This is a genomic window from Actinoplanes octamycinicus (assembly GCF_014205225.1).
Taxonomy (GTDB): Bacteria; Actinomycetota; Actinomycetes; order Mycobacteriales; family Micromonosporaceae; genus Actinoplanes; species Actinoplanes octamycinicus.
In genome coordinates, this window is the sequence record NZ_JACHNB010000001.1 from 542272 (window position 1) to 558960 (window position 16689).

Annotated in this window: 11 protein-coding genes; 5 read left to right on the forward strand and 6 right to left on the reverse strand. The window is 74.0% G+C overall.

The window, feature by feature from the left end:
- Positions 1-125 precede the first annotated feature (125 nt).
- Positions 126-1847, forward strand: coding sequence for a stealth family protein (locus tag BJY16_RS02335; RefSeq protein ID WP_185037481.1), 1722 nt, complete (start codon positions 126-128; stop codon positions 1845-1847).
- 28 nt (positions 1848-1875) lie between these two features.
- Positions 1876-3138, forward strand: coding sequence for a nucleotide sugar dehydrogenase (locus tag BJY16_RS02340; RefSeq protein WP_185037482.1), 1263 nt, complete (start codon positions 1876-1878; stop codon positions 3136-3138).
- A 125-nt stretch (positions 3139-3263) separates the two neighbouring features.
- On the opposite strand, the gene BJY16_RS02345 is transcribed toward BJY16_RS02340, so the two are convergent.
- The 3 genes from BJY16_RS02345 to BJY16_RS02355 all read right to left on the reverse strand — a co-directional run bounded on the left by BJY16_RS02345 (position 3264) and on the right by BJY16_RS02355 (position 7651).
- Positions 3264-4481, reverse strand: coding sequence for an IS110 family RNA-guided transposase (locus tag BJY16_RS02345; protein WP_311775284.1), 1218 nt, complete (start codon positions 4479-4481; stop codon positions 3264-3266).
- An 812-nt stretch (positions 4482-5293) separates the two neighbouring features.
- Positions 5294-5728, reverse strand: a complete 435-nt coding sequence (locus BJY16_RS02350; protein WP_185037483.1) for a GtrA family protein — start codon at positions 5726-5728, stop codon at positions 5294-5296.
- Positions 5729-6019: 291 nt separating this feature from the next.
- A complete protein-coding gene (locus BJY16_RS02355; RefSeq protein WP_185037484.1) occupies positions 6020-7651 on the reverse strand; it encodes a hypothetical protein in 1632 nt (543 codons plus the stop codon).
- A gap of 85 nt (positions 7652-7736) precedes the next feature.
- On the opposite strand from BJY16_RS02355, the gene BJY16_RS02360 reads away from it, so the two are divergent.
- Entirely contained in the window at positions 7737-9698 is a 1962-nt protein-coding gene (locus tag BJY16_RS02360; protein WP_185037485.1) for an acyltransferase family protein, read from the forward strand.
- On the opposite strand, the gene BJY16_RS02365 is transcribed toward BJY16_RS02360, so the two are convergent.
- Positions 9681-10346: a hypothetical protein gene (locus BJY16_RS02365; protein ID WP_185037486.1), complete on the reverse strand. Its 666-nt coding sequence runs from the start codon at positions 10344-10346 to the stop codon at positions 9681-9683. The genes BJY16_RS02360 and BJY16_RS02365 overlap by 18 nt on opposite strands.
- Positions 10347-10349: 3 nt before the next feature.
- Positions 10350-12524, reverse strand: coding sequence for a glycosyltransferase (locus tag BJY16_RS02370; protein ID WP_185037487.1), 2175 nt, complete (start codon positions 12522-12524; stop codon positions 10350-10352).
- Between the two features lie 101 nt (positions 12525-12625).
- Here BJY16_RS02370 and BJY16_RS02375 point away from each other — a divergent pair, with 101 nt between their 5' ends.
- Positions 12626-14917, forward strand: a complete 2292-nt coding sequence (locus BJY16_RS02375) for a glycosyltransferase family 2 protein (protein ID WP_185037488.1) — start codon at positions 12626-12628, stop codon at positions 14915-14917.
- 131 nt (positions 14918-15048) lie between these two features.
- A complete protein-coding gene (locus BJY16_RS02380) occupies positions 15049-15534 on the forward strand; it encodes a CAP domain-containing protein (RefSeq protein ID WP_185037489.1) in 486 nt (161 codons plus the stop codon).
- Between the two features lie 78 nt (positions 15535-15612).
- On the opposite strand, the gene BJY16_RS02385 is transcribed toward BJY16_RS02380, so the two are convergent.
- A complete protein-coding gene (locus BJY16_RS02385) occupies positions 15613-16668 on the reverse strand; it encodes an O-methyltransferase (RefSeq protein ID WP_185037490.1) in 1056 nt (351 codons plus the stop codon).
- Positions 16669-16689: the final 21 nt, after the last annotated feature.

A 16689-nucleotide genomic window follows, 5' to 3' on the forward strand; every position in this document is an offset into this window, starting at 1 on the left:
ACTTCCGGGATTACCCACGAGAGCCGGATAACCGGTGTATATCGGCGCTTAACCGCATAGACCGCAACTTCCCTCTCGACCGTGGCGTTAAGGCTCGGGTGGACGTGCGGCGAAAGGACGACGGCGTGACCCTGCGGCGGCTTCTCCGTCAGACGCCCTGGCCGATCCGGCGACGGATCTTCCAGGCGGCCGAGAACCGGGTCCTGCCCCGCATCGCGCCGGAACGCCGCCTGCGGCTGACCCGCGCGCTGATGCCGCTCGGCCCGGCCCGGCGGGACAACCCGGCGGCGGCCGGCCGGGTGATCCGGGTCCGCACCCCGCACGGCCGGCTCGGTGCCCGGGTGGTCACCACGACCAGCCCGGCCGAGGTCCGCCGGGCCAACCTGGACCGGGTCACCGCGGCGCTGGACCAGGCCGGGGTCGACTGGTTCCGGGTGCCGGCCACCGAGCCCGGGCGGACCGCGGTGGCCGTACCGGAAACCGATCGCGACCTGGTGATGCGCATCCTGGCCGGAGCGGCGGACCGGGACCGGGGAATGCTCCGGCGGAGCGGCCCGAAGGGGCGCGAGGACCGGGTGGTGGCGGCCTGCTGGCCGGTCGCCGACCCGGGCGGCAGCCTGGTGCTCGGCCCGGACCACGCCTGCGACGTGGAGTTCTGGCGGCCGGAGAGCCGCGGCCTGGTGGCCCCGCGCCGCAACCCGGTGGCCGACGTCGTGCCGCCCGGCGAGCCGGTGGTGACCGCCCCGGAGCCGGCCTTCGGCGCGTTCTGCGCGCCGGACGACACCACCGCCTGGCGCACCCGGCGGATCTTCACGGCGGTCAGCCCGGAACGGATCGGCTTCCCGATCGACGTGGTCTACACCTGGGTGGACGGCAGCGACCCGGCCTGGCAGCGGCGCAAGGCCCGGGCACTGGCCGAGAACCCGTGGGTCGGCGAGATCAACGGGCAGGCGGCCAACGACTCCCGCTGGATCAGCCGGGACGAGCTGCGCTACTCGATGCGCGCGCTGCACTGCTTCGCGCCCTGGGTCCGGCACGTCTACCTGGTCACCGACGACCAGACGCCGTCCTGGCTGGACCGCAACCACCCGCGGCTGACCGTGGTCAGCCACCGGGAGATCTTCGGCGACTCGGGCCGGCTGCCGACCTTCAACTCGCAGGCGATCGAGTCGAAGCTGCACCGGATCCCCGGGCTGGCCGAACACTTCCTCTACCTCAACGACGACGTGATCCTGGGCCGGCCGGTCACCCCCGACCTGTTCTTCACGGCCGGCGGGCTGACCAAGTTCTTCCCGTCCGCGGCCCAGGTCGACCTGGCCCCGCGCGGGCCCGCCGACCGGCCGGCCGACTCGGCGGCGAAGAACAACCGGCGGCTGATCGAGAAGACCTTCGGCCGGGTGCTGACCCGCAAGATGATGCACGCGCCGCACCCGTCCCGGCGCAGCGTGCTGGAGGAGATCGAGGAACGGTTCGCCGAGCCGCTGCGCAGCACCGCCGAGCACCAGTTCCGGCACCCGGACGACGTGTCGCTGCTCTCCTCGCTGCAGCAGTACTACGCCTACCTGACCGGGCTGGCCACCCCCGGCGTGCTCCGCTACAAGTACACCGACCTGGCCGACCCGGTCACCCCGTTCCGGCTGGCCCGGCTGCTGCGCTCGCGCAACGTCGACGCGTTCTGCCTGAACGACGTGGACACCGGCGACGCCGCGGTGGCCGAGCAGGCGGCGCTGCTGGCCGACTTCCTGCCCGCGTACCTCCCGTTCGCCTCGCCGTTCGAGCTGCGGGTCCCGCACCTGATCGCGCCCCGGCAACCGGCCGGCGCGCTGGCCCTCCCGCCGGCCGCCTGAGCACACCCACCATCACAAGGAGAGTCCCTTGAGCTACGACGTGGTCATCCTCGGCCTGGGGTATGTCGGGCTGCCGCTGGCCCAGCAGGCGATCCGGGCCGGGCTGTCGGTGCTCGGCTTCGACGTCGACGAGCACGTGGTCAAGGCGCTCGGCGCCGGCTTCTCGCACGTCGACGACCTGAGCGACGCGGACATCGGCGAGATGCTGGCCGGCGGGTTCCGGCCGACCACCGACGAGACCGAGATCGCGCAGGCCCGGACCGCGGTGATCTGCGTGCCCACCCCGCTCTCCGAGGGCGACGGCCCGGACCTGCGGGCGGTCACCGGCGCGACCGGCTCGATCGGCCGCAACCTGCGCCCCGGGATGCTGGTGGTGCTGGAGTCGACCACCTACCCGGGCACCACCGACGACGTGGTCCGGCCGCTGCTCGAACAGCTCTCCGGGCTGACCGCCGGGATCGACTTCCACCTGGCGTTCTCGCCGGAGCGGATCGACCCGGGCAATGCCTCCTACGGCGCGCACAACACCCCGAAGGTGGTCGGCGGCTACACCCCCGCCTGCACCGAGGCGGCCGCCGGGTTCTACGGGCGGTTCATCGAGCAGGTGGTCCGGGCGCGCGGCACCCGGGAGGCGGAGACCGCGAAACTGCTCGAGAACACCTACCGGCACGTCAACATCGCGCTGGTCAACGAGATGGCCCGGTTCTGCCACGAGCTGGACATCGACCTCTGGGACGTGATCAACGCGGCGTCCACCAAGCCGTTCGGCTTCCAGGCGTTCTACCCCGGGCCGGGCGTCGGCGGGCACTGCATCCCGATCGACCCGAACTACCTCTCGCACAACGTCCGCAGCAAGCTCGGCTACCCGTTCCGCTTCGTCGAGCTGGCCCAGGAGATCAACGCGACCATGCCGGCCTACGTCGCCCGGCGCGCGCAGAACCTGCTCAACGCGGACGGTGAGGCGGTCCGCGGGTCCACCGTGCTGCTGCTCGGCATCACCTACAAGGCCAACATCGCCGACCAGCGCGAGTCGCCGGCCACCCCGCTGGCCCGCCAGCTGGCCGCCCTGGGCGCGACCGTCGCCTACCACGACCCGCACGTGCGGACCTGGGACGTGGCCGGGGTGCCGGTCTCCCGCGTCGACGACCTGGAGTCCGCGGTCGCCTCCGCCGACCTGGTCATCCTGGTGCAGAACCACCGCGAATACGACGCCGACCACCTGGCCCGCCTGGCGAAGCGCTTCTTCGACACCCGAGGCGTGACGACGATCCGCGAGGCCCATCGCCTGTAGCCGCTTCCCGATAGTTCCCGCTCCGGCCCGGTCGCCTCCGCTCCTGGCTGCTTGCGGCCACCCTCCAAATCATCATTTACGCAGGTCCGGCGGGGTTCGGATCGCATGCTCCCGGCACCCCTCTGTCAAGGGGTTGGTGTGAGGGGTGTTTTAGGGTGGTGGTTGGCGGGTCCGGGTTGTGACTTTTCCGAAGTGTCGATCTTGGGGTTTGGGTCGGCCGCGCTGGAGTTCAGAGTCGCCCCCGTGTGTCCTCCCGGACCCGTCGCTGTCTGTTGTGCCGTGTGGTCGTCTTTGATCATTTGGCGGTAGACGGTGTCGGACAGGCGTCGTTTCAACGCTCGCATGGCTTCCATCGCGGTTTTGCCTTCGGCGCGTTTGCGCTGGTAGTAGGCGCGGCCGGGGGTGTCGAAGCGGAGCTGGGTGATGGCCATGATGTGCAGGACCCGGTTGATGCGCCGGTTCCCGGCCCGGTTGAGCCGGTGATGATGGTTGTCGCCGGAGGACACGTCGATGGGGGCGGTGCCGTTCCAGGTGGCGAAGTGCCCGCGGGTCGGGAAGCGGCTGATGTCGCCGATGTCGCCGAGCAGGCGGGCGGCGCCGGAGGGGCCGATGCCGTTGAGGCTGGTCAGCTGGGTGCCGGTGGCGGCCAGCACGGTCTTCAGCTGCCGGTTGGCTGCTTTGATCTTGGTGTCCAGGGTGGTGAGCTCGTCGGCCAGGTCGCCGGCCAGCTGATAGCGGGTGGCGGTGACGATGTCGCCGGCCGGGACGCTGACGCGTTCGAGCAGGGTGCGGGCCTGGTCGGTGGTCAGGTTCTTCTTCGCGCCGCCGGGGATCAGTTCGAGCAGTAGCTGGTGCAGCCGGTTGATGGTCTCGGTGCGGGTGGCGCCGAGCTGGTCGCGGCGGTCGGCCAGCAGCCGCAGCGCGACGGTGGCGCCGTCGGCGTGAACGCGGCGCAGGCCCGGGGTGCGCAGGGCGGTCACCGCGATGTGGTGCGCGTCGTGACCGTCGGTTTTACGGCCGTGCCCGGTGTCAAAGTTGCGGGCTTTCGCGGCGAGTTTCGCCGGGACGTCCAGCACGGTTTCGCCGTCGGCGACCAGCCGCTGGGCCAGGTGCCGGCCGATGCCGTTACAGCCCTCGACCGCCCACACCCGGCCGGCGTGACGGCGGCCGGCGGCGAGCATCTGCTGGTAGCCACCGGTGTCGGTGCCGTACCTGCCACGGGCCAGCACCTGTTCACGCTCGTTGATGATCTCGATCGTCGCGGACCGCTTGTGCGGATCGACTCCAATGATCAGCTGACCCATGTACCCGTTGACCTTCCCGTCGTCGCGGCAGAACCACACCAGCGGGAGGGCAACGCTACTTACAGCTGGGCAAACCCCTCTTCAGCCACTCCGCGCCACGGTGACCGGCAGGGTCCAAGCCGGGAGAGAGCCACACCCCGCCATATGAGTGGGCAGCGCGGGCCTGAGCACCCTACCGATCACCTCGACCAAGCCTGGCCGGGCCGCGGTCGTACACCAAATTCTCTTTAAGTAGCGCGGGCCGGACCCGGCGATCTGGCCGCTGGCGCGTCCATGACGATCGCCGGGCCCTGCACGGTCCGCGGGTGGTCACCGCAACCCCGTTGTCCACACCACCGTGTCGTCCACAGCCCGCCCGCCGAGGCCCTCGGAAATCCCTCACACTGTCCGAGGATGGTCCCCCTGGGGAGGGCGGGCTGCGCGCGTCCCGAGCGGGCCACGAGCCGGACCGGCCGTGACCTGCCAGCCACTGTGTTGCCGCCGTTCGCAGACCGGACCACGAGCCCCGACCCGCGCGGCCTGCCAACACCGGCGTGGCTCCCGTTCGCGACCGGACCACGAGCCCGACCCGCGCGGCCTGCCAACACCGGCGTTGCTGCCGTTCGCAGACCGGACCACGAGCCCCGACCCGCCGCGACCTGCCAACAACCGTGTTGCCGGCGGCCGTGGCCTGCGGCCGGGACAGCGACCAGGGAGCCCCGCGGCCTGCGACAACCGTGCCGGCCGCCGGCCGTGACCGGCGGCCCTGACCGGCGGCCCTGACCGGCGGCCGGAACCGCGACCAGGGAACCCCATGGCCTGGCGCCCAGAGCCGCAACCAGGTGCGGATCCGTGACCCGGCGGCCGAGGCTTCAGGTGGTGGCGAAGGTCCAGCGGGAGTTGAGGAAGTAGTTGATCAGGGGGATCACGGTCAGCGCGATCGGCTGGACGATCGGGTAGGGGACGGCGAAGACTTCGGTGCCCAGCCACAGGACCAGCGTGTTGACGGTGAAGGCGACCGCGGTGACGATCAGGAACTTGGAGCCGGCGATCGCGTGGCCCGCCGTGGAGCGGAAGACCCACCAGCGCTGCAGCACGTAGGAGACGACGATGCTGGCGACGAAGCCGGCCGTCGAGGCGAGCACCGGTCGCAGGTGCAGCAGGTGGACCCCGAGCAGGCCGATGCCGAAATGGGTGAGTGCGCTCGCTCCGCCACTCAGCCCATAGCGGACCAGACGGGCCAGCCGCGGGCTCCGCAGGATCGGCGGGACGTTGCTCGGCACGCGCCACCCCTCGTTCCGGGACATCGGGCGACCGTAGCCGGTCCGCGCCAGCCGTCCGCTCCGCCCCGCCGACAGACGCCCCGACAGGCAGCCCGGCGAGTTGGGACGGGGGCCGGGCCGGATGGGATCAGAAGGCCCGGGTACAGAGCGGGCCAGGGGCCGGACCGGCTGAAATCAGAAGGCCCGGGTACAGAGCGGGCCAGGGGCCGGACCGGCTGAAATCAGAAGGCCCGGGTACAGAGCGGGCCAGGGGCCGGACCGGCTGAGATCAGAAGGCCCGGGTGCGGAACGGACGGCGGGCCGGACCGGTTGGGATCAGGGCGCCTTCGTGCAGAACGGGCGGCCGGCGAGTTCGCGGGTCGCGGTGTCGACAGCCTGGTCGAAGCGGCGCATCTCGGGCGGGTAGCCGGTGCGGCGGTCGCGGGGCAGGCCGGCGCGGAACTGGTCGCGCAGCGTGCAGCGGCGGACGTCGCCGGCCGCGGACCGGTCGAAGTCGACGATCTCCTGGGCCACCCGGTCGTGCACGAACGCCGGCTTCTCCGCCGCGGCGGCCGCCCGGTGGTCCCGGTTCGCGCTGGCCGAGACCGCGGCGACGAGGGCCAGCAGCAGGACGCCGCCGAGGGTGCCGAGCCGGTGTGTCCGGGCGGTCCGGTGGCCGCGGGCGAACAGGCCGGTCAGCAGCGCCACGGTGAGCAACGCCCCGGCCGCCCCGGCGAGCGCGCTGTCCCGCCAGCCCAGGCCCCACCAGCCGGCCGCGGCGAGCCGCTGCAGCTGCGGGTTGAGCGCGCCCATCGCGGCGGCCGGCAGCAGCACCGCCAGCCCGGTCCCGGCCAGCGCCCAGGCCTGCCGCCGGTCCGGGGTGTCGTAGCGCGGCAGGTCCGTCCAGAACCGGCGGACCAGCAGGAGCAGCACCACCAGCGCGAGCGGCAGCGCGGCGGTCAGCGTGTGCCCGTACGGCCCCTCGGTGGCGCGCTGCCAGGTGAACGGCGGCACCCAGGAGGTGAGCCGGTTGGGCAGCGCGGCGAGCGCGCCGGCCGGCGCCACGTCCGAGCCGGAGTAGCAGTCGCCGGCCGCGCACTTCGCCGCGATGATCACCCGGACCGGTACGGCCACCGGCAGGAACCCGGCCCAGAGCAGCGCCACGAACCGGGCTCCGGTGCCGCCGGCGGTCTCCCGCCAGGACAGGCCGAGCAGCCGGGCGCGGATCAGCATCACCAGGGTGGCCAGCGGCACGGCCAGGCAGGCCATCTCGTTGAACGCGGCCAGCGCCGCGCCGAGCAGCACGGCGCCGGTGCCGAGCCGGGCGCCCAGCCGGATCCGGCCGACGATCCGGGCGGCCGCCGCACCGACCAGCAGGGCCAGCGCGGCGGTGACGAAGTAGAGGCCGCCGAAGAGCACCGTGGTGCTGGTCCGGCCGGCCGCCACGAAACTCCCGCCGACCGCGAACGGCAGCACCGCGGTGGCCAGCGACGGCGGCCCGGCGAACGGGCGGCCCCGGCTCACCACGCACTCGGCCAGCATCACGGTGGCCAGGGTCAGCACGATGGCGGCGGCGAACGAGACCAGCCGCAGCGAGATGTTGGCGGGCAGTCCGAACAGGTCGGTGAGCCCGAAGGTGACCGCGTCGAGCAGCCACTCCACCATCCGGCCGAGCGGCCGGAAGTTGCCCAGCGCCAGATACTGCGGGACGGAACGGAACGCCTCGCCGGCCAGCTCCCACGGGCGGGACAGGTAGCGGGCGCCGTTGGCGTAGACGTTGAACCGGTGGTCGGCGCTGGGCTGCAGGGCGACCAGCGGGGCGAGCACCACCAGCGGGACCAGCGCGCAGTGCAGCAGGATGCCGCGCCAGACCGGCCGCCAGGGCCGTGGGGGCGCCGGGTCGGCCGCGGGCCGCCGCCCGGCGCCGGGGTCCGGCCGTACGGTGGCGCTCGGGGCCTCGGCTGTCACACCAGAGGCAACGACCTCGCCGGTGTCGGGTTGCGACGCACCCGACAGGCCGACACCCGATCGCGGGGCGGCGCGTTAGAGGGCGATGAGCCTGTCGCCGAACTTCCGTTCCGATCTCGAGGGCCTGCGCGCGATCGCGGTGCTCCTGGTCGTGCTGGGCCATGCCGGGGTGCCGTTCGCCGCGGGCGGCTACGTGGGCGTGGACGTCTTCTTCGTGATCTCCGGGTTCCTGATCACCTCGCTGCTGCTGCGCGAGCGGGCGGCGACCGGCCGGGTGTCGATCCGCCGGTTCTACGCCCGGCGCGCCCTGCGGCTGCTGCCGGCCGCCGCGCTGGTGCTGGTCTGCACGCTGGTCGCGGCCCGGCTGTGGCTGCCCGCGATCCGGCTGGGCGAGCTGGCCGAGGACGCGCTGTCGGCCGCCGGGTACGTGGCGAATCTGCGGTTCGCGTCCACCGGCACGGACTACCTGAACGCGGACGCCCCGCCGTCGCCGTTCCAGCACTTCTGGTCGCTCGCGGTGGAGGAGCAGTTCTACCTGTTCTGGCCGCTGCTGCTGATGCTGCCGAAACGCAAGCCGCTGCTGGTCACGCTGGTGGCCGCCTCGTTCGCGGCCGCGGTGTGGGAGACCGCGCGGTCGGCGCCGTGGGCGTACTTCGGCCCGCACACCCGGGCGTGGGAGCTGGGCGCCGGCGCGCTGATCGCGGTCTTCGCGCCCCGGCTGGAGAACCGGTGGCTGGGCCTGGCCGGGTTGGCCGGGATCCTGGGCGCCGCGCTGTGGCTGGACGACGGCACGTCGTACCCTGGCTTCTTCGCCCTGCTCCCGGTCGCCGGCGCGGCGGCCGTGCTGATCGGCGGGTGCCGGCCGCTGGCGGCCCGGCCGCTGCAGGCGGTCGGGCGGCTGTCCTACGGCTGGTACCTGTGGCACTGGCCGGTCCTGCTGATCGCCCCGGCCGCGCTCGGCGTCGAGCCGTCGGTGCCGCTCGGGCTGCTGCTCTCGGCCGCCGCGCTGGGCCTGGCCTGGGTGACCTACCACTTGGTGGAGAACCCGGTGCGGCACCACCCGCGGCTGCGGCTGCGCCCGGTCCGGGCGCTCGGCCTGGGCGCCGGGCTGTCCGCGGCGGTGGCCGCCACCGCGGTCACCATCGCGCTGCTGCCGCACCCGGTGCCGGCCGGCGCGACGATCCGGGACCTGCGGGCGGCGGCCGCGCACGCCGCCGACCCGTACGCGGTGATCACCCGCGCGGTCCGGGCCGGCCGCCAGGTCCGGGAGCTGCCCGGCAACCTGGCCCCGGCGCTGGCCCGGGTGAACGCGGACAAGGCCCGGGTGTGGGCGGACCACTGCCACGTCGAGGCGCCGGTGACGGTGGCGCCGGCCGGCTGCGTCTACGGCGATCCGCGCGCGGCGACGACCGTGGTGCTCTACGGCGACTCGCACGCGGCCCAGTGGTTCCCGGCGCTGGACCGGATCGCGAAGCGGCGCCACTGGCGGCTGGTGTCGCTGAGCAAGTCCTCCTGCTCGGCGGCCGACCTGCGGCTCTGGCACGACGGGCTGAAGCGGGAGTACACCGAGTGCGCCGCGTTCCACGCGTCGGCGGTGGCCCGGATCAGGGCGCTGCGGCCCGCGCTGGTGGTGATCGGGTCGAGCTTCAACTACCGGCCGGTGGACACCCGTACCGAAGAAGCCGCCCAGTGGCGGGCGGCCTGGCAGCGGACCGCGGCCTCGCTCGGGGGACGGGTCGCCTTGATTCTCGACACGCCCTATTTCGCGGAGCGGGTCCCGGTCTGCGTGGCCCGGCAGGCTCGCCTGAAGCGCGTCAACCGGTGCGGGAAGAGCGCCTCAGTCGCCCTGCGCGGGCCACAGCAGCGGGCCGCCGTCGCGGGGCTGACCGGCGTCACCCTGATCAACCCGGTCCCCTGGCTGTGCACGGACTTCTGCCCGCCGATCGTCGGCAACGTGCTGGCCTACCGGGACTCCAACCACCTGACCACGACATACGCCCAGACGGTCGCCCCGCTGCTGGAGGCCGCGCTACCGAAGATCGAGTAGGTCGGAGAGGACCGGCGGGTGCTGCCGGTCCACCACCACGGTCCGCTCGGTGGCGTGGTCCCGGCACAGCTGGGCCAGCCGCTCGGCGAGCAAATCGTCCCAGGCGCGGTCCGGCCGGTGCCGCTCCCAGGTGGCCCGGTCCGGCAGGTACTCCAGCAGCACCCCGAGCTTGCGCAGCAGCGAGAACGCCGGATCGTCGGTGAGCACCACCGGCCGGTGGTCCGGCGTGACCAGCAGCCGCTGGTTGACCGTCACCAGGAAGTCGCGCAGCGCGTCGTGGTCCAGCCCGATCGCGACGTACAGGTGGGCCGGGCGCCGCTGGGCGGCCGGCTGCCGGGTCACCTGCTCGGGCACCACCGGCCCGCCGCCGGTCCGCGGCCGCAGCCGCCGGAGCAGCCCGCGGACCAGCCGGGGCGAGGTGTGCCAGGGGTCCTTGACGAACGACACCAGCGCCCGGCCGAGCCGGTACGACCCGCTGCTGCGCAACCGCCGGCTCTTCTCCCGTTCCCGGTCGCGCTGCTCGGTGAGCCGCTCGCACCGGGCCCGCCAGGAGTCGCGCTCCAGCTCCACCGAGCGCATCCGCCCGGTCAGCGCCGCGACCTCCCACTGCAGTTTCTCGAACTCCGGCTTAACTGATAAGTCGGACATGTTTTACGCTCCGCTTCGTCCGTTCTCCGCGGCCAGCCCCGCCAGCCAGCGCGCCGCTGCTTCCGCCCCGTTGCCGAACCCGACCTCCGCGCAGCGCCGGGCGAGCTGGGCCCGCACCTCCGGCCGGACCGCCTCGGCCAGCACCCGGTCCAGCTCGTCGCTCTCCGGGTCCTCGACGCACAGGGCCGCGCCGGTCGACGCCGCGAACCGGGCCCGGGCCACCTGGTCGTCCAGCGAGGTCGCCCGGTTCGGCACGAACACCGTCGGCACCTGGAACGCGAGCAGCTCGTGGAACGAGTTGTAACCGGACGCGGCGACCACCAGGTCCACTCCGCGCAGATATCGGCTGATCGGGTACACCTTGACCACCCGGGCGCCGGGCACCGTGGGCATCGGGTCGGTGGCGATCATCGACTCGGCGAGCAGCACCTGGAAGCCGGCCTCACGCAGGTGCCGGGCGATCCGGCCGACCGGGGAGGCGATGTCGTTGATGTTGCCGGCGCCGAGCTGCAACAGCGCGGCCGGGCGGCCCTCCTCGATGCCCAGCACGGCCCGTGCCTCATCCGGCCCGACCAGGTCGGACCGGTCCAGCAGCATGATCGGGTCGACCGGGTGCACGCCGGCCCGGTCGGCCACGGTCGGCCCCTCGTCGGCGGGCGCGGCGAACTCGCCGGGCTCCAGGACCCCGTCGAACGCGCCGCGCTTCGCGATCCACTCGGCGCCGGTCTCCCGGCGCCACATCGGCCGGCGCACCCAGACCCAGGTGACGTCCGGGCGGGCGGCGGCGGCCGCGACGATGCCGTCGTGCGGGACGCTGTCCACCGCGACGACGGCCGGGCGGTGCAGGTCGACCAGGTGCTCCAGGCGGGACTGCAGGAAGCCGGCCCAGCGCTGCTTGGGCAGGCCGAGCACGGCGCGGGACGGCAGGTACTCGGTGAGGAAGCCCTCCCGGTGGGCGACCGAGGCGCCGTACGACTGGGTGGCGATCACCGCGGGGCAGCTCTCCGGCAGCCGCCGCCCGATCGCCATCAGCCGGGACAGGTGGCCCAGGCCGGCGCCGTTGTCGCTGAGCATCAGCACCGGCCGGGGGCGGGGCGCGGGGTCGCGGCGGACGAGCGCCGGGGCGCGGTGCGCGGCCGGCCGGGCGCCCGCCCCGCGCGCCGCGAGCCGGGCCAGGTGGGAGGCGACGCCGTACCGGGTCTCGACGAACTCGCGAGCCTGCGCGGCCACCGCCCGGTACCGCTCCTGGTCCGCCCACAGGGCACGGACCAGCGGTTCCACGCCGGCCGGGGTGGTGTAGAGCGCGGCGTCGCCGAAGATCGGGCGGAAGTGCTCGCCGATGATCACCGGCACCCCGGCGGCCATCGCCTCCAGGATGGTCCGGCCGAACGCCTCGACCAGGTCGGGGTCGTGGAAGTAGACGAAGAAGTCGATGGTGCGGAGGAAGTCGGCCGGTTGTTCACCGCCGAACGGGATGATCTCCCAGTTCGCCGGGCGCCGGCCGAGCAGCCGTGTGGCGATCTCACCGCCACCGAGGATTCGTACCCTTAAGTCCGGTTTATCGGGATAAGCTTGGAGCAGCTCGTCGGCCGCGCGGGGCCACTTCACCGCATCCGCGCGCCCATGCCGCCCGATGACCGGCAAATCGCCGTTTTTCGGGGCACGGGACGGCCAGTCCGCCACGTCGATGATCTCGTGCCAGTCCTCGGCCGACAGCCCGGGCAGCATCCCGCGGATCTGCGGACTGATCGGCGTCCACTCCACCGACGGGCCGAAGTACAGCTCGACCCGGTCCCGCACCTGCGCGAAGTCGTAGTAACGGGTCGGGTCGGCCGAGTCCCCGGGCGCCTGGTTGAGCACCATCACGGTGTGCTCGGCGTGCACCCGGGGCACCACGGCCAGGTCGGCCGTGAAGATCCGCGGCTGCCGGATCACCAGCAGCCGGGCGTTGACCGCGGCGTCCGGGGTGGCCAGCTCGGCCAGCCCGTCCCGGAGCAGCTCGGCGATCCGCGGGCTGAACGGCAGCCCGTCCCGGTTGTGCGGGGAGGGCACGTGCACCAGGATCGTGCGCAATCCGGCCTCGGCCTGGGCCCGCACCTCGGCCGCGATGGCCGCCGAATTGCCGCCCGGGTACCGGAAGTCCGAGAGGATCGCCACGTCATGGACGGTCGCGGTCATGATCGTGTACTCCGTTGCTCGACGACCGGGTTCTCCGCCGGGCACAACGACCCGCGAGGCGATCACGTCACGCGGGCGCCGGGCCGGGCGTTGGGTACACCATGCGGACGCACATCACCCCGGCCTCCTACGGATCCGCCCTGCTCGAACGGCATCTGCGCGCGCTGCGCCGGACCGGCCCGGACGGACCGGCGACGGCCGCGATCCAGGCCCGGTCGGCCGACGCCCGGGTGCTGCTCGCCCACGCGGCCGGCGTCCCCGACCTGGACGCCCTGCTCACCGCGGTCCGGGCGGGCCGGGCGCCGGACGGCGATCCGTGGGCGCTCGGCGAGCTGGCCCGGGCGATCGCGCTGCAGGATCTGGAGGCGCACGACCGGGCGGACGGGCTGGCGCTGTTCGACGCGCTGCTGCGGGCGCACGGTCCGGCCGCGATCGCCCCGGCGCACCAGGGTCTGCACGCCCAGCTGGCCTTCCCGGTCGGCCGGGCCGCCGACCTGCTCGCCCGCTACCCGAGGATTCCCCGGCCGATCCGCGAGGCGCTCGCCGTGGACCTGGCCGAGCCGGGCGAGTGGCTGGCCCGGTTCACCAGGCTCCTCCCGGCGCCGGGCATCACGCTCGCCGACGGGCCGGGGCCGCGCTTCGACCGGATCGTGCCGGGCGTGGTCCCGCGGGTCGACGACCCGCACCGGATCACCACGATCGTCACCACCTACCGGCCCGGCCCGGCGCTGCTGGTCACGGTCCGGTCGCTGGTCGCGCAGAGCTGGGCCAACCAGGAGATCCTGATCGTCGACGACGGCTCCGGACCGGCGCCGGTGCTGGACGAGGCCGCCGGCCTGGACCCGCGGATCCGGGTGCTCCGGCTCGCCGTGAACGGCGGCACCTACCTGGCCCGCAACGCCGGCCTGGACGCCGCCACCGGCGACTTCGTCACCTTCCAGGACTCCGACGACTGGTCCCACCCGCTGCGGCTGGAACGCCAGGTGGCGCCGCTGCTCGCCGACCCGGCGCTGGTCGCGACCACCTCGGCCGGGATGCGGGTGACCGGCGACCTGGTGGTGACCCGGCCCGGCCATCCGCAGCACCGCTCCTACAACCTGTCGTCGCTGATGCTGCGCCGCCCGCTCGCCCTGGCACGGCTCGGCTACCTGGACACCGTCCGCAAGGGCGCCGACGCGGAGTACGTGGAACGGGCCCGCGCGGTGTTCGGCCGGCCCGCGGTGCCGCACCTGGGTGGCGAGACGCTGGCCCTGATCCGGCTCTCCGGCACCTCACTGTCCAGCGCGGACATGGCCCCGGGCTGGATGCACCCGGCGCGGCAGGCGTACCTCTCCGCCTTCCAGGCCTGGCACCGCCGGGTCGCCGGCGGCCGCGAGCCGGCCGTGCGCCCGCGGGAGCCGCAGCGGCGGGTGTTCGCCGCGCCGCGCCGGCTGACCGAGACCACGCCGGCCACGGTGACCGTCGACCTGGTCCTGGCCGCCGACTTCAGCGCACCCGAGCACGCCGCGCCGCTCCGGGCGCTGCTCGCCCAGCCGTCGGTCTCGGTCGCCGCGCTGCACCTGCCGGTCCTCGGCGGGGCCACCCGCAACCTCGACCCGGACGTGCAACGCCTGATCAACACCGGCGCGGCCGAGCAGATCCAGCTGACCGACCGGGTCCACACCGGACTGCTGCTGGTCCGCGGCCCGGCCGGGCTGGCCTTCGCGACCAGTCTGCCCAGCGGGATCCGGGCCGACCGGGTGGTGATCGAGGAGGATCCGGCGTGGCCGGCCGCGGCGGCGGCCGGCGCGGCGGCGGCCCGGCGGATGTTCGGCGGCGAGGTGACCTTCGCGGCGCTGCCGTGCACGGTGGACGCCCGCCGGTGGCAGACGTCGCGCCGGGAGCCGGCCGCCGACCGGCCGGTCCTCGGCCGGTTCCTCGCCGACGACCACGATCCGTTGCGGTCGCTGCGCCGGTCACTGCGCGATTCCCCGGATCTCGACGTACGCCTTCTGCACCGTGCCGCCGATCCCACCACCCGCCCGCCCCTGCACTGGCTGGTCTACCAGCCCACCGACGTCACGCCCCGGTCCTTCCTGCACCAGCTCGACTTCTACCTGGGCGACGCCGACCCTCCGGCGGACCTGCTCGCTCCGCTGGCGGCCGGCTGCGTCCTGCTGCTGCCCCCGGACCGGGAGCCGGAGTACGGCCCGGCCGCTGTCTACTGCACCCCGGCCGACCTGTCCCGGACGCTGCGCCGGCTGCACCGCAGCCCGCAGCGCTACGCGGCCCAGTCGGCCCGGTCCCTGGCATTCGCCCGCCGCCACGAGCCGGGCCGCTGGGCGGACGCGGTCCTCGCGCTGCGCACCCGGCCGGCCCTTCCCCACCCGCGGACCGGGCCGGAACCCGGCTGACCCGCCCGGATCCCGGCAACCGAACAGCGACGCGTCGACACCCTTACGGCAGTCATGTCGGCCGGAGCGCGGGCCGAAGAGAACGGTGAGCCTGGCGACGAGCCAGGCGCCGTACTCCGAAAGGGTTCGCCTTGCGCTCGCTGTTCCGTCGCTTCGCCGTCATCGCCGCTCTCGCCCCGGCCGCCGCCTTCGGTGTGGCGCTCGCCGCGACCCCGGCCGACGCCGCGCCGGTGTCCGAGGCGTCGCTGCAGGCCGACATCGTCCGGCTGACCAACGTGCAGCGTGCCGCGCACGGCTGCGGCGCGCTGACGGTGGACTCGCGGCTGACCACCGCGGCCCGCGGGCACAGCGCCTACATGGCGCAGTCCGGGGCGTTCAGCCACACCGGCAAGGGCGGGTCCACCTTCGTCGCCCGGGAGAAGGCGGCCGGTTACCCGAAGCCGTCCGCGGAGAACATCGCCTGGGGTTACCGCACCGGCAAGGACGTGGTGAACGCCTGGATGAAGAGCCCGGGGCACCGCGCGAACATCCTGAACTGCAAGTCCAAGACGGTCGGTGTGGGCGCCGTTTACAGCAAGGGCGGCGCGCCCTACTACACCCAGGACTTCGGCTACTGAGCCGATGGCCGCGCTCGGCTCGGGGGCATGTCGCCCGGTGAGCCGGACCGCGGCCGAAGACAGCCCGCTTCGCGGGTGCTAGACGAGCGCCCCCGCCGATCCCCCTGCGGCGGGGGCGTTCGCTGTGCTCAAGGTCTTTCTGGTGTACGCCAGGACCGCGTGCCGGCCGAGCATCTCGCCCTCCCGGCTGAGGCCCTCGTCGGCGGCCAGCCAGCGCTCGATGGCGGCCTGCTCGTCGCGCCGGTTCGCGTCGTCGAAGACGATCGTGGCGCGGTCGGCGAGGCGCGGGCCGGCCACCGGCAGCGCCGGGTAGCGGCTGTCCGGCCCGACCGCCGCCGGCGGGCCGTCGACCAGCAGGAAGTCGATCCCGGTCAGGTCCTCCAGGGCGGCCGGGTCGTACCAGTCGAAGCTGCGGTCGTCGACCGGCACCGGGGCCAGCGGGGCGTCGCGCACCTCGGCGACCCCGGTCAGCCCGTGCGCGGCCAGGGCGGCGCGGGTGCGGTTCGCGTACTCCGGCTCGTGGTCCAGCGAGACCAGCCGGCCGCCGGTCTGCTCCAGCACGTAGGCGAGCCAGATCGTCGAGGTGCCGCTGCCCAGCTCCACCACCAGCTTCGGGCGCCGGGACCGGACCAGGAAGAGCAGCTCCAGCAGGTCGGTCGGGTTGAGCGCGTAGTCGCCGGAGGACGGCATCGGGGCGCGCGGCGTGAACCCCTGGAAGAGCTGGATCGACGCCTCCAACTCACGCGGCACGGCGAGCTGCACGGCGCGCACGCCGCGGTCGGCGATCCGCTGCACCCGGGCGATCGCGTCGGTCAGCTCCCGGTGCCGGTCGTCGGCGGCGAGCCGCTGGCGTTCCACGGCGGACACCACCCGGCGCTGGGTGGCGTCCAGCACCACCCGCAGCTCGCGGATCTCCCGGCGGTCGCCGCGGAGCGCCAGCAGCCGCCGGTTCAGCTGCAGGACCCCGGCCAGCGCCAGGGCGAGCAGCAGGGCGAGCAGGCAGAGCGCGACCCGCTCCGCGTCCAGCGCGGCGGCGGTCGCGACGCCGGCCACCAGCAGCGCGGTGAGCCCGGCGGCGGCGACCGTCCGCGGGCCGAGCGCGCGTGCCCGGCCGGCCAGTGTGCGAAGCCTCATGAACTGCCACCTCCGGTGCCT